Origin of the sequence: Sphingomonas sp. R647 (assembly GCF_020177055.1) — a bacterium.
In the GTDB taxonomy this organism is placed as follows: Bacteria; Pseudomonadota; Alphaproteobacteria; order Sphingomonadales; family Sphingomonadaceae; genus Sphingomonas.
Genome location: NZ_JAIQXT010000002.1, coordinates 462,803 through 479,077, shown reverse-complemented (window position 1 = coordinate 479,077; position 16,275 = coordinate 462,803). Strand labels below are relative to the sequence as shown.

At 64.8% G+C, this 16,275-nt stretch carries 21 protein-coding genes; 13 read left to right on the top strand and 8 right to left on the bottom strand.

From position 1 onward, the window contains the following. Nucleotides 1-3: 3 nt before the first annotated feature. The 4 genes from K9B35_RS06220 (at nucleotide 4) to K9B35_RS06205 (ending at nucleotide 2,588) form a co-directional block, all read left to right on the top strand. Nucleotides 4-351, top strand: a complete 348-nt coding sequence (locus K9B35_RS06220) for a DUF952 domain-containing protein (protein ID WP_224920933.1) — start codon at nucleotides 4-6, stop codon at nucleotides 349-351. Between the two features lie 166 nt (nucleotides 352-517). Then, entirely contained in the window at nucleotides 518-1,069 is a 552-nt protein-coding gene (locus tag K9B35_RS06215) for a GbsR/MarR family transcriptional regulator (protein ID WP_224920932.1), read from the top strand. A gap of 214 nt (nucleotides 1,070-1,283) precedes the next feature. Then, nucleotides 1,284-2,090, top strand: coding sequence for a fatty acid desaturase family protein (locus tag K9B35_RS06210; protein ID WP_224920931.1), 807 nt, complete (start codon nucleotides 1,284-1,286; stop codon nucleotides 2,088-2,090). Nucleotides 2,091-2,126: 36 nt separating this feature from the next. Next, nucleotides 2,127-2,588 carry a hypothetical protein gene (locus tag K9B35_RS06205; protein ID WP_224920930.1) on the top strand — a complete coding sequence of 154 codons (462 nt, stop codon included), beginning with the start codon at nucleotides 2,127-2,129 and terminating at the stop codon, nucleotides 2,586-2,588. Here K9B35_RS06205 and K9B35_RS06200 read toward each other — a convergent pair. Beyond that, on the bottom strand, nucleotides 2,516-3,160 hold the full coding sequence (locus K9B35_RS06200; protein WP_224920929.1) for a lysoplasmalogenase family protein: 645 nt from the start codon (nucleotides 3,158-3,160) through the stop codon (nucleotides 2,516-2,518). The two genes, K9B35_RS06205 and K9B35_RS06200, sit on opposite strands and share 73 nt — an antisense overlap. 140 nt (nucleotides 3,161-3,300) lie before the next feature. Between K9B35_RS06200 and trmFO the strand changes: the two genes are divergently transcribed. Further along, nucleotides 3,301-4,653: a methylenetetrahydrofolate--tRNA-(uracil(54)-C(5))-methyltransferase (FADH(2)-oxidizing) TrmFO gene (gene trmFO, locus K9B35_RS06195; RefSeq protein ID WP_224920928.1), complete on the top strand. Its 1,353-nt coding sequence runs from the start codon at nucleotides 3,301-3,303 to the stop codon at nucleotides 4,651-4,653. 1 nt (nucleotide 4,654) lies between these two features. Here trmFO and K9B35_RS06190 read toward each other — a convergent pair whose 3' ends face one another. Together K9B35_RS06190 and K9B35_RS06185 are read right to left on the bottom strand one after the other, a co-directional pair. After that, complete coding sequence (locus K9B35_RS06190) at nucleotides 4,655-5,134, bottom strand: EF-hand domain-containing protein (RefSeq protein ID WP_224920927.1); 480 nt, start codon at nucleotides 5,132-5,134, stop codon at nucleotides 4,655-4,657. Between the two features lie 57 nt (nucleotides 5,135-5,191). Continuing rightward, nucleotides 5,192-5,854 carry a squalene/phytoene synthase family protein gene (locus K9B35_RS06185; RefSeq protein WP_224920926.1) on the bottom strand — a complete coding sequence of 221 codons (663 nt, stop codon included), beginning with the start codon at nucleotides 5,852-5,854 and terminating at the stop codon, nucleotides 5,192-5,194. 133 nt (nucleotides 5,855-5,987) lie between these two features. Here K9B35_RS06185 and K9B35_RS06180 point away from each other — a divergent pair, with 133 nt between their 5' ends. The 3 genes from K9B35_RS06180 to K9B35_RS06170 are packed head-to-tail and all read left to right on the top strand — an operon-like array spanning nucleotide 5,988 to nucleotide 9,414. After that, entirely contained in the window at nucleotides 5,988-7,994 is a 2,007-nt protein-coding gene (locus K9B35_RS06180; RefSeq protein WP_224920925.1) for a TadE/TadG family type IV pilus assembly protein, read from the top strand. Next, complete coding sequence (locus K9B35_RS06175) at nucleotides 7,991-8,755, top strand: TadE/TadG family type IV pilus assembly protein (RefSeq protein ID WP_224920924.1); 765 nt, start codon at nucleotides 7,991-7,993, stop codon at nucleotides 8,753-8,755. Before K9B35_RS06180 ends, K9B35_RS06175 begins: the two co-directional genes overlap by 4 nt. 29 nt (nucleotides 8,756-8,784) lie before the next feature. Then, nucleotides 8,785-9,414, top strand: coding sequence for a pilus assembly protein (locus tag K9B35_RS06170; protein ID WP_224920923.1), 630 nt, complete (start codon nucleotides 8,785-8,787; stop codon nucleotides 9,412-9,414). Nucleotides 9,415-9,456: 42 nt separating this feature from the next. On the opposite strand, the gene K9B35_RS06165 is transcribed toward K9B35_RS06170, so the two are convergent. From K9B35_RS06165 to eno, 4 genes are all read right to left on the bottom strand, one after another. Then, nucleotides 9,457-10,839, bottom strand: a complete 1,383-nt coding sequence (locus K9B35_RS06165; RefSeq protein ID WP_224920922.1) for a pyruvate dehydrogenase complex E1 component subunit beta — start codon at nucleotides 10,837-10,839, stop codon at nucleotides 9,457-9,459. Between the two features lies 1 nt (nucleotide 10,840). Next, entirely contained in the window at nucleotides 10,841-11,902 is a 1,062-nt protein-coding gene (pdhA, locus tag K9B35_RS06160; RefSeq protein ID WP_224920921.1) for a pyruvate dehydrogenase (acetyl-transferring) E1 component subunit alpha, read from the bottom strand. A 144-nt stretch (nucleotides 11,903-12,046) separates the two neighbouring features. Beyond that, nucleotides 12,047-12,358: an FtsB family cell division protein gene (locus K9B35_RS06155; protein WP_224920920.1), complete on the bottom strand. Its 312-nt coding sequence runs from the start codon at nucleotides 12,356-12,358 to the stop codon at nucleotides 12,047-12,049. A gap of 31 nt (nucleotides 12,359-12,389) precedes the next feature. Further along, nucleotides 12,390-13,667, bottom strand: a complete 1,278-nt coding sequence (gene eno, locus K9B35_RS06150; RefSeq protein WP_224920919.1) for a phosphopyruvate hydratase — start codon at nucleotides 13,665-13,667, stop codon at nucleotides 12,390-12,392. Between the two features lie 143 nt (nucleotides 13,668-13,810). On the opposite strand from eno, the gene K9B35_RS06145 reads away from it, so the two are divergent. The 5 genes from K9B35_RS06145 (at nucleotide 13,811) to K9B35_RS06125 (ending at nucleotide 15,739) form a co-directional block, all read left to right on the top strand. Beyond that, on the top strand, nucleotides 13,811-14,347 hold the full coding sequence (locus K9B35_RS06145) for a hypothetical protein (protein ID WP_224920918.1): 537 nt from the start codon (nucleotides 13,811-13,813) through the stop codon (nucleotides 14,345-14,347). Between the two features lie 21 nt (nucleotides 14,348-14,368). Beyond that, on the top strand, nucleotides 14,369-14,710 hold the full coding sequence (locus K9B35_RS06140) for a phage holin family protein (RefSeq protein ID WP_224920917.1): 342 nt from the start codon (nucleotides 14,369-14,371) through the stop codon (nucleotides 14,708-14,710). Then, on the top strand, nucleotides 14,707-15,066 hold the full coding sequence (locus K9B35_RS06135) for a phosphatase (RefSeq protein ID WP_224920916.1): 360 nt from the start codon (nucleotides 14,707-14,709) through the stop codon (nucleotides 15,064-15,066). The genes K9B35_RS06140 and K9B35_RS06135 overlap by 4 nt, the downstream gene beginning before the upstream one ends. Next, on the top strand, nucleotides 15,063-15,392 hold the full coding sequence (locus K9B35_RS06130; protein WP_224920915.1) for a hypothetical protein: 330 nt from the start codon (nucleotides 15,063-15,065) through the stop codon (nucleotides 15,390-15,392). Before K9B35_RS06135 ends, K9B35_RS06130 begins: the two co-directional genes overlap by 4 nt. Before the next feature lie 128 nt (nucleotides 15,393-15,520). Continuing rightward, on the top strand, nucleotides 15,521-15,739 hold the full coding sequence (locus K9B35_RS06125; protein WP_224920914.1) for a DUF4170 domain-containing protein: 219 nt from the start codon (nucleotides 15,521-15,523) through the stop codon (nucleotides 15,737-15,739). A 41-nt stretch (nucleotides 15,740-15,780) separates the two neighbouring features. Here the strand turns inward: K9B35_RS06125 and greA are convergent, their stop codons facing one another. Further along, nucleotides 15,781-16,257 (bottom strand): transcription elongation factor GreA, encoded by a 477-nt coding sequence (greA, locus tag K9B35_RS06120; protein WP_224920913.1) that lies wholly within the window; start codon nucleotides 16,255-16,257, stop codon nucleotides 15,781-15,783. Nucleotides 16,258-16,275 lie beyond the last annotated feature (18 nt).

Below are 16,275 nucleotides of genomic sequence, written 5' to 3'. Positions count from 1 at the left end.
GGAATGTCTCGCCCCACCACCGCTTACAAGGTCCTGACCGCCCCCCAGATGGGCGATCTTGAGGCGGGCAGCTTTGAAGGCGCACCGATCGACATTCAGGACGGCTACATCCACCTCTCCACCGCCGCCCAGCTGACCGAGACGGTCGACAAGCATTTTGCCGACCAGCCCGACCTATGGGTCGCGGCAGTCGATCTCGACGCGCTCGGAGACACGATCAAATGGGAAGTCTCGCGCGGCGGCGCGGAATTCCCGCACCTCTATGGCGCGCTGACACTGGAGACGGTGGTCGCCTACTCCCCGCTCGAGCGCACCGAAGACGGCACGGTCGCGCTGCCCATCACCGGCTAGGATCGTCAAACATCCGTTCGCCCTGAGCTTGTCGAAGGGCCGAAGGGCAACAGATGTTTGGCCGCGCGCCAGAAATCATCGACCTGCACCCGCATTTCCCGTAACTCGCCCGACCGCGCAGTCGTGATTGACTCCTTGAATTTCTGTAATTACAGAAATATCCAACATGACCCGTTTCGCAGAACATCCCGACGCAAAGGCGTTCATCCTCCACTGGGGCGAGATGGGGACGCATTGGGGCGTCAACCGCTCCGTAGCGCAGATCCACGCCCTGCTCTACCTCGCCGACTGCCCGCTCCACGCGGACGAAATCGTCGAAACGCTCGGCCTCGCCCGCTCCAACGTCTCAACCGGGCTCAAGGAGCTGCAAGGCTACAGCATCGTCCGCCGCGTCCATGTCGAGGGCGACCGCCGCGACCATTTCGTCGCGGAGACCGACCTTTGGGAGATGCTCATGCGCATCGTCGCCGAGCGCAAGCGGCGCGAGATCGACCCCACCGTCCAGTTGCTCGGCGAACTCGCCCAGCGCCTCGCCGCCGACAAGAGCGCCCCGCCACAGGTCCGCGAACGCGTCACGCGGATGCACGAATTCATCGGCACGCTCGGCGGCTGGTACGATCAGGTCCGCGTCCTGCCCAAGCCGACCCTCGTCACCTTGATGAAGCTGGGCGGCAAAGTGGCGCGGTTTATTCCGGGCTCCGGGAAGGGGAAGGACTGATGCGCGGTCTTCCCGCCCCCCTCGTCACCCCCGCGAAAGCGGGGGCCCATCTCCCGCGCGGTCGGCATATCGCGCCGGTGCAGATGACGGAAACTCCGGGAGATGGGTCCCCGCTTTCGCGGGGATGACGCCAGTTAAACTATCGAGCGAAAGCCAACCCACGCCCATTAATTTCTCATTTTCCAGAAATACCAGAATAACAGGGAGAAGTGACATGGCACAGCATCACCCGGCCCCCGACCCCGCACTCCGCCGGGTGGCCTGGCGCGATCTGGTAACGATGCGCCCGCGCGACGGGCTGATCGAGTGTCTCCACCCGCTTCCCTGGCTCGCCCTGTCGCTCACAGCTGCCGCGTTCGGCATCTGGCCGCTCGCCGCACTCGCCTCCTTCCTCTTCTTCCTCACCGCGCTGCGCCTCAACCATGAAGCGATCCATCACAATCTCGGCTTCACCCCGCGCGGCCATCGCATCGTTCTGCACGCACTCAGCGCGCTGATGCTCGGCTCCAACAGCTCGGTCGCATTCAACCACCTGCACCATCACCAAAAGGTCGGTACGGACGACGATATCGAGGGCCGCTGCGGCCAGATGACGCTGGCGCAAGTGCTATGCTTCGGCCCGCGCTTTCCGGTGGAAACCCATTTCTATGGCTGGCGAAACGGTGGCCCGGCGCTGCAGCGGCGGATGGTGATCGACCTGGGACTCAACCTCACGGTCGTCGCGACTGCGCTCGCGACGCAATGGCCGCCCCTGCTCTACCACATGGTCGCCATGCTCACCGCCCAGTGCCTCACCGCATTCTTCGCAGTGTGGATCACGCACCATGGCTGTGACGGCGCGCTGATCGCCCGCACCCAGCGCGGCCGCCTGCTCAACCTGCTGAGCTACAACATGTTCTTCCACCTTGAGCACCACCTGTTCCCGGCAGTGCCGGTGAGCCGCCTGCCCACCCTCGCCCAGCGGATCGACGCCGCAGCGCCAGGGCTGGGGGCGAAAATGGTGGTGCCTGTTCGGCTGTGAGCGAACCTCATAGAACCTCATAGAAGGAGTAAGGTGATGCCTCGAGTATCCTATGCCGGCGGCGTGATCCGCGCGCTTCTTGCTGCTGGCCCGATCTTTGTCGGTGTTTTGATGATCGGCGTATTCCTGTTCCATCCGCAGCATGGCCCGTCTGGGTGGGAGTTCTTGGGCCTGATTCCGCTGCTCATGACGTCGGTAGCCGTCGGCCTCATCCTGTCCCTCATCCCCATTCTCATCGGGAGCTTCCTGATGGCAACGGCTGGGATCAATGCGCCTTGGACGCGATTGCCCGCCCTTTGGGCCTTGGTGGGTGCTCTGCTCGCCAACATCGCCACCCTTGCTATCGGTAACAACCCTTTCGTTTTCGACCCGGCTTTGTTCACACTCTTCGGTCTAACCGGCGCCATCTGCGCCCTGATCGTCCGCTACGGCACCCGCTGGTCCGACGACAGCGCCTGTACCACCCCCCACGCGATCAAAGCCTGCGCCGCGAAGTAAGTCGGCCAGACCAACAGCCCCGGCACCACCGACCCCGCTAGCGGCCCGAAGCGCGAGAAGATCAGCAAATCCGACACCACGAACAACACCGCGCCCAGGCCGACGCGATAACGCGGAAAGCGGCTGGTCCACGCCAGCGCCGCCATCACGCCAAGGAACGCCGAATACGCCCCCGCCTGCACCGCCCCGCCCGCCGGAGCCGCGAACAGCGCCGCGATCCCGATCGTCGCCGGGGCAAGCAGCCAACCGAACGCCTTCTGGCTTGCCGTCAACACCGACCGCCGATTGCGCAGATACAGCAAGCACGCCACCAAATGCCCCGCCGCAAACGCCGCGCCGCCGACCACCAGCCCATGCGTCTCCAGCAACAAATCGCCCAACGCTCCCAGCGCCAGTGCGCCCGTCAGCAACCAACCATCGGTGCCCCGCGCCCGGCTCGCCGCCCACACGGCAAGCAACCCAACGCCGCTGGTCTTCCACGCCGGCCCCCAGACGCCCGGATCGACCAGCCCCCACGCCTCCAGGCAATAGCTCGCCCCCGCGACCACCGCCGCCCCGAACAGCCACCCCATCGCTTCCCCTTTCCTACAAGCCTCCCCTTGGCGTAAGGGCATCGCAGGGGTCCGGCACCGCCGGACAGCTGTCAAGCACGCGCATGACAACCCGCATTTTTTGTCAGTTTCCCCACCAAAGGGTGTCAGGCTCGGTTCTCATGAATAGCCATCAAGTCCATATCATCGGCGGCGGTCTCGCCGGGTCAGAAGCCGCGTGGCAGCTCGCCAATGCCGGCATCCGCGTGAAGCTCTCCGAAATGCGCGGATCGGGCACCATGACCCCCGCACACCACACCGATGGCCTTGCCGAACTCGTCTGCTCGAACAGCTTCCGCTCCGACGATGCCGAGCGGAACGCGGTGGGCCTGCTGCATCAGGAGATGCGCGACCTCGGCTCGCTGATCATGGCCAAGGGCGACGAGCATAAGGTTCCGGCCGGCTCCGCCCTCGCGGTGGACCGCGACCTCTTCTCCGAAGGTGTCACCGCTGCGCTCGCCGCCCACCCGAACATCACCATCGTGCGCGAACGCATCGACCAGCTTCCGGCCGAGGGGCTGACCATCGTCGCCACCGGCCCGCTGACCGCCCCCGGCCTTGCCGACAGCATCGGCGCGGCAACCGGCAGCGACGCCCTCGCCTTCTTCGACGCCATCGCCCCGATCGTCCATTTCGAAAGCATCGACATGGACAAGGCGTGGTTCCAGTCGCGCTGGGACAAGGTGGGGCCCGGCGGGAATGGCAAGGATTACATCAACTGCCCGATGACCAAGGACGAGTATCTGGCCTTTCATCAGGCCCTGCTCGACGGCGAGAAGACCGAGTTCAAGGAATGGGAAAACGTCCCCTATTTCGAAGGCTGCATGCCGATCGAGGTAATGGCGGAACGCGGCGTCGATACGCTGCGCTACGGCCCGATGAAGGGCGTCGGGCTCGATGATCCCAAGACCGCGTGTGAAGAATTCCCCAACGGCCGCTGGCCCTATGCCGTCGTCCAGTTGCGGCAGGACAATGCTACCGGCACGCTGTGGAACATGGTTGGCTTCCAGACCAAGCTCAAATATGCCGAGCAAATCCGCCTGTTCCGCACCATTCCAGGCCTCGAAAATGCCGAGTTCGCCCGGCTCGGTGGCCTCCACCGCAACACCTTCATCCGCTCGCCCGAACTGCTCGATCCGACGCTACGCCTCAAGAGCCGCCCGCATATCCGCTTTGCCGGACAGGTGACGGGGTGCGAGGGCTATGTCGAAAGCAGCGCAATCGGGCTGATGGCAGGGCGCTTCGCCGCTGCGGAAATTCTCGGCCGGGAGCTGACACCGCCTCCCGTCGAAACCGCGCTCGGCGCGCTGCTTGGCCACATCACCGGCGGTGCGGAGGTCGAAACCTATCAGCCGATGAACGTCAATTTCGGCCTGATGCCGCCGATCGAGGGGCGGACCAAAAAGGCCGACCGCAAGCTCCTCTACACCGCCCGCGCCCGCACGGCCTTCGCGGAGTGGGTCAAGGCGGCGTAGGTTACTCCTCCGCCTCGGCCAGCGCCTTGGCGACCTCGGCCCGGCAATCACAGCGCGGGGTCGTCCTGGCCTTGCGTTTCGGGGCGGTGGTAGCAAACTCGGCGCGGGTCAGCGTCCCCGACTTGTCCTTGTCGGCGGCGGCGAACTTGTCGCTGGTCCGCACTGCCCATTCCTCGAACGACAGCCGCCCGTCGCCATTCTTGTCCAGCTTGGCAAACGCCTTGCGCCGCGGTTGTTGCAATTCGGCCAGTGAAATCAGGCTGTTTTTGTCCTTGTCGCTGCGATCGAACCGCTTCTCCTCCCGGGTCCGATCCGGAGCCTCCGGCACCTCCGCCAGCTCCTGGGCCGGCGCCGCGCCCTGCGAAGTCCGGGCAGCGGGGGCAGACGGCAGCGGTTCCGGGGTCGCCTTGCTTTGGAACAGGAACACCCCTGCCCCCGCCATCAGCAACGCCGCCACCCCGCCCGCCAGATATCGCCACATGCCGACTCTCCCCTGTCGAAGCGACAGGCTAGCGCCTTCAGCAGCGGCAGCAAGACGTCACCGCCCGCTCATCCGATGCCACAGCGCCCGCAGCGTCCGCTTGGGCGATCCGACAGGCTCCCCTTCCAGCTCCATCCGCGCCAAATGCGCCATCGCCCCCAGCGCCCGACCATTCCGGCTCCACCGCGCAGCACAGGCCTCGCCCAGCAAACCCTCGGCAATCCGCCGCGCCGCCGCCGCCTCGCCGGGATCGCTCAGCTTCCCAGAAAGATCAGCCAGCGCCCACCCCTCGCCTGCCTTCGCCACCGGATCGGCACCGTTGGCACTCGCCACCAGCCCGGCAATCTCGAACAACCGCCGCCCGCGTTCGGCATATGCAAGCAGCGCCGCATCATCCAGCTCGGTCTGGAGTAGCATTTGCCACCCATCGACCACCCCCGCGACCGACGCGCCGCTAACACCTTGCCGCAACACATCGCGCGCAACCCCCTGCAGCACCGGCTCAGCCGGCGGCGGCGCGCTGTCGAGCCGGGTCAGCGCGTCATGCCACCATTGCATCCGGATCTGCCCCAGCATCGGCTCGCTGGTCGTGCGCAGCGTCTCGGCGAGCTTGTCGTCGAGCGCAAACAGCGCCGCTAGCGCCGCCCCCGCCTCAAGGCTCGGCGCATAGGTCAGCACCAGACGACGTTCGGCCTCGATCACCCGAAACCTCCACGCCACTTGGCCTTAATCGTTTCGTTAACCATGCGCCTTCAATCCCCGTTAGCCCAACTTCGCGCATAGCGGGTGCAGGAACCGGGGATCCCTTACCATGCCGTTGCGCCCAACCACCGTGACCAGCGCTCGCGCCACGATGGCCGCGCTTGCGCGCGACAAGCGCGGCAACACGCTCGCCATCGTCGCCGCATCGCTGATCCCGCTCGCCGGAATGGTCGGCGGCGGCGTCGACCTGAGCCGCATGTACATCGTCAAGACGCGGCTGCAACATGCCTGTGACGCTGGCGCGCTTGCCGGGCGCAAGCAGATGGGCGGCGGTACCTGGGCATTCAACAACAACGCCGCACGCACCGCGGCCGAACGCTTCTTCGACGCGAACATTCAGGCCAGCCCTTACGGCGCCGCCTCGGTCAGCAAGACCTTCACCGAAAGCGCCGGCAAGGTAACCGGGGTTGCCAGCGCGACGCTGCCGATGACGCTGATGCGGGTGCTGGGCAAGACGACCGAAACGCTCAGCGTCACCTGCGACGCCGAAATGCGCCTGCCCAACACCGATGTGATGTTCGTGCTCGACACCACCGGTTCGATGGGAAGCAAAGCCGTCATCACCGACAGCCAGACCAAGATGGAGGCACTGCGGTCGGCGGTGAAGTGCTTCTATGAAACCGTCGCGCGGCTCGACACCGCCGAAAACTGCGTCGGCGGTGCGCCCTCGGGCGGCACCAGCAACACCGTCCAGATTCGCTTCGGGTTCATGCCCTATGCGACCAACGTCAATGTCGGGAAGCTGCTGCCGACCGCCTATTTCGCGGACAGCTGGTCGTACCAGTCACGCGAGGCCCAATTCACCACATCGACGGAAACCACTTGGTCTGACAGCGCGACGACAGAAACCAGCGTCGAATGGGAACGCACCAATTCGGGCAGCTGGAGCAATACATCCGGCGTGAACACCACCGCCAGCAGCAACAGCGATTGCCAGTCGAAACTGCCCGGTAATGCGCTGACCTCATCTTGGGGCCAGTCTGGACGGATCGACGAGTCGGTATCTGGCGGAAACCCGCGCACGGTGACGTGGTACACTCGCGAGAGCGCGCAGTGGTATGAGTATCGATTCCGCGACTATCGCACGTCCGATGGGCGCTGCCGCTTCCAGCGGCGGAGCGCAGAAGGCAGCGTCCTGCGTTATTTCAGCATGACCCAGACGGGAACCGAAACCACGACCCAGACCTTCAATCGCTATCGCTATGCCCAGATCTCGCATAATATCAGCGGCCTGAAGAACGGCACCAGCTGGAATAATTCGGTCACGCTGCCGATCGGCTATCAGGGCGCGGCGCGCAGCCTGACCTGGGACGGCTGCATAGAGGAGCGCCAGACGGTCTCGCAGGCAAGCTACGCCCCGATCCCGTCCGGTGCGAAGGACCTGGACATCGATCTAGTCCCCAACGCCGGCGATCCTTCGACCCTGTGGGGACCCGCTCTCCCGGGCGCGATCTTCGCGCGCGATGTCCAATATTATTGGTCCGAGCTCGATCGGAACGAGGCACTGACAACCGCAGAATATTACAACAACGTTCCTTACTACTGCCCGGAAGAAGCGAAGAAGCTTCAGGCGTGGCCAACCGCGTCGAACTTCGAATCCTACGTCAATGGTCTCACCCCCAGCGGGAATACCTACCACGATATCGGCCTGCTGTGGGGTGCGCGGTTCATCTCGCCAACCGGCATCTTCCGTTCGGAGAACGAGTACACGTCACAAGGTGGCGAGATCGAACGGCACCTGATCTTCATGACCGATGGTGAGGCGTGCACGGGGGACACCGACTATGCCGCTTACGGCTTCCCCTGGCTTGATCGCCGCACCACCGACCCGGCGAGCGCACCGACCGGCGGCTGCCTGACCACCGGCACCATCACGCAGCAGGTCAATGCGCGGACCCAGGCGATCTGCACGGCGGTCAAAAACAAGAACATCACCCTGTGGGTGATCTGGTTCGGCGCATCGAGCACGACGATCGAGGGCATGATGCAGAACTGCGCCACCCCCGGGCGCTACTTCGCGGCGCGCAACTCGACCGACCTGCAAAACACCTTCCGCTCGATCGCGGACCAGATTTCCCAGTTGAGGCTTACCAAGTGAAGCGGCGATTCTCCCTCCGTCGCTTTGCCCCCGGCGCGCTCCGGCGCGACGAGTCGGGCGCCACCATCGTCGAATTCGCGGTGGTGGCGCCCGTCCTTGGCATGGTGCTGCTTGGCGCGTTCGATGTCGCACACACGCTCTACTCCCGCGCCGCATTGCAGGGCGTGGTGCAAAAGACTGCGCGCGATTCGACGCTGGAAAGCGGGTCGGAGGCGAGCGCCCAGACCGCGCTCGACAACAAGGTGCGGGCACAGGTCAAGGCATTGGCGAACAACGCCACGATCACGATCAACCGCCGCTTCTATCGCACCTTCTCCGAGGCATCGGCGGCGCGCGCCGAAACCTGGACCGACACCAACAACAATGGCGTATGCGACGGCAGCGAACCCTATCAGGACGCCAACCGCAACAATAGCTGGGACCGCGACGGCGGCAATGCCGGGCAGGGCGGCGCGAAGGACGCAACGCTCTACACCGTCACCGCCACCTATCCGCGCATGTTCCCGCTCTACAATCTCGTCGGCGGATCACGCACGACGACGATCACCGCGTCCACGGTCCTGCGCAACCAGCCCTATGGCGATCAGGGCAGCTATGGGTCGAGCCAGGTGAGAAACTGCCCCGCAGCGATCGAGGCATCGCCGACCCCGGTCAACACCAGTTCGCCCTCGCCGACACCGACGTCCAGCGCTTCGCCCAGCCCCAGTCCGACGCCAACGTCGAGCTGCGGCCTTGGCCTGCTCGGGCTGTGCCTGTTGTGAAGATGCGGCTTTCCCTTCGCCGGCGCGGATTGCGCGCGCTCGGACGCGATCAGGGCGGGCTCGCGCTGCTCGAATTTGCGCTGTCGCTCCCGCTGCTGCTGACGCTCAGCCTCGTCGGGGCCGAACTGACCAGCTACATCACCAGCCGCATGCGGATCAGCCAGATCGCGCTCCACCTCGCCGACAACGCCGCGCGGATCGGGTCGGGCAGCCAGCTTCAGGCAAAGACGATCAGTGAAGCAGACATCAACGACCTGCTCACCGGCGCGGGGCTTCAGTCGGGCGAACTCGACCTGTTCCGCCACGGTCGCGTCATCATTACCAGTCTTGAGCCCGATCCTGCCAACAGCGGCAAGAACCGCATCCGCTGGCAGCGCTGCCGGGGCAACAAGACCGGTCAGGCGTCGCTCTACGGCGTCGCCGGCGCGGTCAATCTCAACGGCATGGGCAAGACCGGTCGCCTCGCCATCGCGCCGACCGATGGCGTGACGATGTATGTCGAGGTCTATTACGAATATCAGCCGCTGTTCCGCGCGGCCCTCGCCCCCAACACAAATTTCCGAGAGGAAGCATCGATGATGGTCCGCGACCGCCGCGATACGGTGGGCGGCACCAACGGGGTCTATCAGGTCAACGGCGTCGCTGCTTCGACCTGCTGATCCTTGGTAAGCCCCTCCCCGTCAGGAGAGGGGCTCCAAGTCTCAGCGGTACGTAACCTTCTTCACGCCCGCCACCACCTTGTCGGCGGTAATCAGCGCCAGCTTTTCAAGGTTCGCAGCATAGGGCAGCGGCACGTCTTCGTTGGTCACACGGATCACCGGGGCGTCGAGGTCATCGAAGCCCTGCTCCATGCACACCGCGATGATCTCCGACGCGATCGAACAGACCGGCCAGCCTTCCTCGACCACCACCATGCGGTTGGTCTTCTTCAGGCTCTTGAGCACCGTGTCGGTGTCGAGCGGGCGCAGCGTGCGCAGGTCGATCACCTCGGCCTCGATGCCCTCGGCAGCCAGCTTCTCAGCTGCTTCGAGCGCAACGCCCACGCCGATCGAATAGCTGACCAGCGTGACATCCTTGCCCTCGCGGACGATGCGCGCCTTGCCGATCGGCAGCACCCAGTCGTCCAGCTTGGGAACGTCGAAGCTGCGCCCGTACATCAGCTCGTTTTCGAGGAACACGACCGGATCTTCCGACCGGATCGCCGCCTTGAGCAGGCCCTTGGCATCCGCCGCGTCATAGGGTGCGATCACGATCAGGCCCGGAACGCTCGCGTACCACGGGCCATAATTCTGGCTGTGCTGTGCGCCGACGCGGCTCGCCGCACCGTTTGGACCGCGGAACACGATCGGGCAGCGCATCTGGCCACCCGACATATAGTTGGTCTTCGCGGCCGAGTTGATGATGTGGTCGATCGCCTGCATCGCGAAGTTGAACGTCATGAACTCGACGATCGGCTTGAGGCCGCCCATCGCCGCGCCCGAACCGATGCCGGCAAAGCCGTACTCGGTGATCGGCGTGTCGATTACGCGGCGCGGGCCGAATTCGTCGAGCAGGCCCTGGGTCACCTTATAGGCGCCCTGATATTCCGCGACTTCCTCGCCCATCACGAACACGCGGTCGTCGGCGCGCATTTCCTCGGCCATCGCATCGCGCAGCGCGTCGCGGACAGTCGTCTTGACCATCTCGGTGCCGGCGGGAAGCTCGGGGTCGGCAACGCTCGCCGCCTTGTCACTCGCCAGCTGCTTGGTGCCGCTGTCGGCTTTCTTCGGCTCTTCCGACGCCTTGGGCGCTTCCGGCGCGGGGGCCGGAGCTGCGGCAGGCGCAGGAGCCGAAGCATCCTCACCCTCGGCCGCGATCGTCGCGATCACGGTGCCGACCTTGACCCCATCGGTGCCCTCGGCGACCAGGATCGACGCGATCGTGCCTTCATCGACGGCTTCGAATTCCATCGTCGCCTTGTCGGTTTCGATCTCGGCGATGATGTCGCCCGACTTGATCGTATCGCCTTCCTTCACCAGCCACTTGGCGAGGGTTCCCTCTTCCATCGTGGGCGAGAGCGCGGGCATTTTCAGCTCGATCGCCATTTCAGTACGTCTCCACCAGAACGTCGGTATACAGCTCGGCAGGATCCGGCTCGGGTGCCTGCTCGGCAAAGTCCGCCGACTCGTTCACCGCCTTGCGGATCTCGGCCTCGATCGCCTTCAGCTCGTCTTCCTTGACGCCGATCGCTTCGAGTTCCTTCTTCACGGCGTCGATCGGGTCGCTCTTCTCGCGCACCGCCTGCACCTCGTCACGTGAGCGATACTTGGCCGGGTCGGACATCGAGTGGCCGCGATAGCGATAGGTCTTCATCTCGAGGATGATCGGCCCCTTGCCCGCACGGACCCACGCCAGCGCCTCTTCGGCGGCACCACGGCACGCCAGCACGTCCATGCCGTCGACCTGGATGCCGGGAATGCGGAAGCTCTCGCCACGCTTGTACAGCTGGTCCTCGGACGAGGCGCGATTGACGCTGGTGCCCATGGCGTACTGGTTGTTCTCGATCACGAAGATGATCGGGAGCTTCCACAGCTCGGCCATGTTGAAGGTCTCGTAGACCTGGCCCTGGTTCGCGGCGCCGTCGCCGAAATAGGACATGGCGACGCCACCGTCACCGCGATATTTGTGCGCAAAGGCAAGGCCCGCGCCGAGCGAGACCTGCGCGCCGACGATGCCGTGCCCGCCGTAGAACTTCTTCTCGGTCGAGAACATGTGCATCGACCCGCCCTTGCCGCGGCTGATGCCCGCGGCACGACCGGTCAGCTCAGCCATGATCTCCTTGGGATCGATGCCATAAGCCAGCATATGGCCATGGTCGCGATATCCGGTGATCACCGAATCCTTCTCGCCGTCCAGCGCCGACTGCAGCCCCACCGCGACCGCTTCCTGGCCGATATAGAGGTGGCAGAAGCCGCCGATGAAACCGAGACCATAGAGCTGGCCCGCCTTCTCCTCGAAACGGCGGATGAGCAGCATCTGGCGGTAGAATTCGAGCAATTCCTCCTTCGAGGCCTCGTACCGTTTTGGTTCGTTTGGGCGCTCGCGGTTCGACGGAGCTGGTTCGTTAGTGCGGCCTTTGGCCGGTGATTTTGCCACGATGATCCTCATCCTGGGGAAAGATGGAAGCGGCCCTATAGGCCGGTTATCGCACCCGGCGCAATGGCAAGCGCCGGTAGTTACGACCGCATCTAAAGCGAGAGGGAAAAGTCGGTCACCACGCCCACGCAAACCCGGGTCAAAGCCCGGCTTGCGTCAATCGAGCGTGACGATAACCTCGTCGGGGTGGACGACGTTGAGCTTCTTGCGGGTCAATTCGTCCACCATATCCGGATCGGCGCCGCTCTGCTTGAGCAGCGCCACCCGGTTGCGCAGCTGTGCCCGCTGGGCCTCCAGCTTGGCGAGTTCGGACTTCTTGACCTCGAGCTGGCGCTTGTAATCGCCGTAAACCAGCACTCCGTTCGGACCCAGCACCGCCGAATAGGCGAAAAAGCCCATCAGGATGATCGCCACCGCAGGCAGCCCCGCGCGGCGCAAGATCGTATTGAACGGAGTGGACCGGCTCATGAGGTTAATGTCGCGCAAACCGATTCGCCGATCAACCCCGTAGAATGCCGCGACCGGCATAAACCGACGCATCGCCGAGTTCTTCCTCAATGCGGATCAGCTGGTTGTACTTGGCAAGCCGGTCCGAACGCGCGAGCGAGCCCGTCTTGATCTGGCCGCAGTTGGTGGCAACGGCGAGGTCGGCGATGGTCGAATCCTCGGTTTCGCCCGAACGGTGCGACATGACCGCGGTGTAGGCCGAACGCTGCGCCAGGCTCACCGCCTCCAGCGTCTCGGTCAGCGTGCCGATCTGGTTGACTTTGACCAGCAGCGAGTTGGCATAGCCACCGTCGATGCCGCGCTTCAGCCGCTTCGGGTTGGTGACGAACAGATCGTCGCCGACCAGCTGAACCTTGCCGCCGAGCTTTTCGGTCAGCAGCTTCCACCCGTCCCAATCGTCCTCGGCCATGCCGTCCTCGATCGAGAAGATCGGGTAGCCGGCGCACAGATCGGCGAGGAAATCGGCATTCTGCGCCGACGACAGCGTCTTGCCCTCACCCACCATCTTGTACGCGCCGTCGCGATAATATTCGGTCGCGGCGCAATCGAGCGCCAGCATCACGTCGTCGCCGGGCTTGTATCCGGCCTTCTCGATGCTCGCCATGATAAAGTCGAGCGCCTCGCGGGTCGACGCGATGTTGGGGGCAAAGCCGCCCTCGTCGCCGACTGCGGTCGACAGGCCCTTGTCGTGCAGGCCTTTTTTCAGCGTGTGGAAAATCTCCGCGCCGCACCGAACCGCCTCGGCCAACGACTCCGCGCCGACCGGCACGATCATGAACTCCTGGAAGTCGATCGCATTGTCGGCGTGCTCGCCACCATTGATGATGTTCATCATCGGCACCGGCAGGACATGCGCCGAAACGCCGCCGACATAGCGGTACAGCGGCAAACCGCGCGCATCCGCCGCAGCCTTGGCAACCGCGAGGCTCACGCCAAGGATCGCGTTCGCGCCCAGCCGGCCCTTATTCTCGGTGCCGTCCAGCTCGATCATCGCGTAGTCGATCTCGGCCTGATCCTCGGCGTCGAGGCCGGTGATTTCCTCGGCGATCTCGCCATTCACGCCCTCGATCGCCTCGAGCACGCCCTTGCCGAGATACATCGACGCATCGCCGTCGCGCTTTTCGACTGCCTCATGCGCGCCGGTCGACGCGCCCGATGGCACCGCCGCACGCCCAAAGCTGCCGTCTTCGAGCAACACATCGACCTCCACCGTAGGGTTCCCTCGGCTATCGAGAATCTGACGAGCATGGATGTCGATGATTGCGGTCACGAAATGGTCTCCCTACCTTGGGTCAAGACGGTGTCGCGCGGGCCTCTATCCCGTTCGTCGCCGCCGGGCAAATCATGCGTGTGCGGGAACCGCGACCGCGCGGCTTGGTTGTCTGGACGAACAAGCATGAAGGGATTCGAGCGATGGCTGACGACACTTTCCCCAAGGACCAGAGCATAGACCCGGCGACCGACTCACTGGTCGCGACGCGCCCTGCTCAGGGCGGCAGCACCGGCACTGATGACGGCAAGCGCAGCGCTGGCGCATTCGTCCGCGACGAAGCCGGCAAGCTGGCCGGCCAGGCTGGCGACAAGGCCCGTTCCTTTGCCGACACCGGCAAGGAAAAGGCGACGGGCGCGCTCGATGAATTCTCGACGATGATGCGCGACGCCGCCGGTACGGTCGATGAAAAGCTCGGCGAGCAATATGGCCAATACGCCCGCTCGGCTGCTGACCAGATTTCCGGCCTCGCCGACTCGCTGCGCGGCAAGCAGGTCGATGATCTGATGGACGACGCGCGCGAGTTCGTGAAGAAGAGCCCGGCGGTCGCAGTCGGCATTGCCGCAGGCGTCGGCTTCATCCTCGCCCGCCTGCTCAAGTCGGGCCTCGATGCCGCGGGCGACCTCGCCGACAAGGGCGATCCGAACCAGGGTGGCCCCGACAGCGGCCCTAAGGCGTAACAATGGTCGGGGGGCGCGTACGTGGATGATCGGGACGACGACAGCATCGGCACATTGGCGGCTCAGGCCGTCGCCGATGCGCGCGCCTTTGCCGATGCCGAGATCGCCTATTGGAAGACGCTCGCGCTCGCCCGATTGGGCGATGCGCGTGCGGCCCTCATCCTCGGCGCGATCGTCTTCCTGCTCGCCAATTCCGCCGCGATCGCGCTGATCGTCGGCTTCGTGCTGATCCTCTCCCCGCATGTCGGCCCCGCCGCAGCGACCCTGATCGTCGTGGTGACCGCACTGACCGCCGCCGCACTCGCCGCGCGCGCAGCTTTTCAGCGCTACCGTCGCGCGATCCGCCCCCGGAACACCCCATGACCGAGCCACTTCCCACTGACCTTACCGAAGCCGAGGCGCGCAGCCGCAACGCGCGCGAACGGCTGTTCGGCACGCTCGGCCGGATGCAGGACAAGCTCAACCCGATGGCGCTCGCGCAGGATGCGGTCGAAAATGTCGCTATCAATGTTGCCCGCGATACTGTCGCCACCGTCCGCGCCAACCCGCGCACCGTCGCCGCCGTCGCCGGTGCGGCAGTGCTGTTTCTCGCCCGTCGCCCACTCGCGCGCCTGCTGGTCGGCGGTGCAACCGCTGCGGCCAAAGCGAGTTTGAAGAAGCGTAGCGCAACACCCAAATCCAGGGCCAAGCCCCGCCCGAAGAAAGGACCGTCCGCATGACCACCCCCCGCAAGACGAAGGCTCCCGCCAGCACTGAGGGCATTGCCAAGAATCCGCTCGCGCTCGTCGCTGGCGGCGTTGCACTGGGCGCCGTGATCGGCGCACTGATCCCGCGCCCGCAGCAGGAAAAGGACCTGCTCGCCCCCGTCGGCAAGCGGATCGCCGAGGGCGCGACTGCCGCCGCCGCTGCCGCCCGCGAAGCCGGCAAGGCCGAGATCGACGCCATCCTCCCCCAGCGCGACGCCGCCAAGGAACAGATCGGCAAGATCATCGGCTCTGCCTTCACCGCCGCAAAAGACGCCGCATCGACCAAGGCCGACGCGTGACACTACGACCCTCCCCCGCCAGGGGGAGGGTTTGCTATGCGGCGAAACACTAGGGCACTTCACGCTATTGAGTGCGGCGCAACATCGGCGCTAAGGCTCACCGGTAATCTTATTCCCCGGGAGCTATCATGAGCAAGCTGCACCTCGTCTTCGGCGGTCGCGTAAACGATCCGATGACGCTCGATTTCAAGGATCCGACCAAGCTCGACGTCGTCGGCATCTTTGCCGACTACGCCAGCGCCGAAAAGGCATGGCGCAGCGCCGCGCAGCGCACGGTCGACGATGCCGAGATGAAATATGTGGTGGTCCACCTCCACCGGCTGCTCGAGCCGGACCTGGAGGCTTAAGGCCCAACTCCCCCCTCCCGCATGCGGGAGGGGGAACCCGTTCAGATAAACTCGATCTTGCTGACCTCGTACCAGCGATCACCCGCTGGCACGGTCACTTCGACCTCTTCACCCACACTCTTGCCGATCAGTGCGCGGCCCAGAGGCGAGTTGTAGCTGATCCGGCCGGTCTTGGCGTCCGCCTCGGCCTGGCCAACGATCTGGTACTTCACCGACTTGTCGGCCTCGTCGAGCAGGGTCACCGTCGCGCCGAACACGATGCGGTCGCCCGACAGCTCGCGCGGGTCGATGATCTGCGCACGGCTCAGCTTGTCCTCGATGTCGGAGATCGTCGCTTCGACCTGACCCTGACGCTCCTTGGCGGCGTGATATTCGGCATTTTCCGACAGGTCGCCATGCGCCCGCGCTTCCTCGATGGCGTCGACGATCAACGGACGCTCGGCCCTCAGGACTTTGAGCTGCTCGTTGAGCATCTCATAGCCTTCCGGAAGCATCGGCATCTTTTCGACCGTGGCCATTCTACGCGTCCTTAATCA

What these genes read in the sequence shown, in the direction of transcription:
- K9B35_RS06220 (WP_224920933.1), top strand. Translation starts at nt 4, where the DNA reads ATGTCTCGCCCCACCACCGCTTACAAGGTCCTGACCGCCCCCCAGATG.
- K9B35_RS06190 (WP_224920927.1), bottom strand. Translation starts at nt 5,134, where the DNA reads ATGTGGCGATATCTGGCGGGCGGGGTGGCGGCGTTGCTGATGGCGGGG.
- trmFO (WP_224920928.1), top strand. Translation starts at nt 3,301, where the DNA reads ATGAATAGCCATCAAGTCCATATCATCGGCGGCGGTCTCGCCGGGTCA.
- pdhA (WP_224920921.1), bottom strand. Translation starts at nt 11,902, where the DNA reads ATGAGGATCATCGTGGCAAAATCACCGGCCAAAGGCCGCACTAACGAA.
- K9B35_RS06215 (WP_224920932.1), top strand. Translation starts at nt 518, where the DNA reads ATGACCCGTTTCGCAGAACATCCCGACGCAAAGGCGTTCATCCTCCAC.
- K9B35_RS06130 (WP_224920915.1), top strand. Translation starts at nt 15,063, where the DNA reads ATGACCACCCCCCGCAAGACGAAGGCTCCCGCCAGCACTGAGGGCATT.
- K9B35_RS06210 (WP_224920931.1), top strand. Translation starts at nt 1,284, where the DNA reads ATGGCACAGCATCACCCGGCCCCCGACCCCGCACTCCGCCGGGTGGCC.
- K9B35_RS06165 (WP_224920922.1), bottom strand. Translation starts at nt 10,839, where the DNA reads ATGGCGATCGAGCTGAAAATGCCCGCGCTCTCGCCCACGATGGAAGAG.
- K9B35_RS06135 (WP_224920916.1), top strand. Translation starts at nt 14,707, where the DNA reads ATGACCGAGCCACTTCCCACTGACCTTACCGAAGCCGAGGCGCGCAGC.
- K9B35_RS06125 (WP_224920914.1), top strand. Translation starts at nt 15,521, where the DNA reads ATGAGCAAGCTGCACCTCGTCTTCGGCGGTCGCGTAAACGATCCGATG.
- K9B35_RS06155 (WP_224920920.1), bottom strand. Translation starts at nt 12,358, where the DNA reads ATGAGCCGGTCCACTCCGTTCAATACGATCTTGCGCCGCGCGGGGCTG.
- K9B35_RS06205 (WP_224920930.1), top strand. Translation starts at nt 2,127, where the DNA reads ATGCCTCGAGTATCCTATGCCGGCGGCGTGATCCGCGCGCTTCTTGCT.
- greA (WP_224920913.1), bottom strand. Translation starts at nt 16,257, where the DNA reads ATGGCCACGGTCGAAAAGATGCCGATGCTTCCGGAAGGCTATGAGATG.
- K9B35_RS06180 (WP_224920925.1), top strand. Translation starts at nt 5,988, where the DNA reads ATGGCCGCGCTTGCGCGCGACAAGCGCGGCAACACGCTCGCCATCGTC.
- K9B35_RS06200 (WP_224920929.1), bottom strand. Translation starts at nt 3,160, where the DNA reads ATGGGGTGGCTGTTCGGGGCGGCGGTGGTCGCGGGGGCGAGCTATTGC.
- K9B35_RS06145 (WP_224920918.1), top strand. Translation starts at nt 13,811, where the DNA reads ATGGCTGACGACACTTTCCCCAAGGACCAGAGCATAGACCCGGCGACC.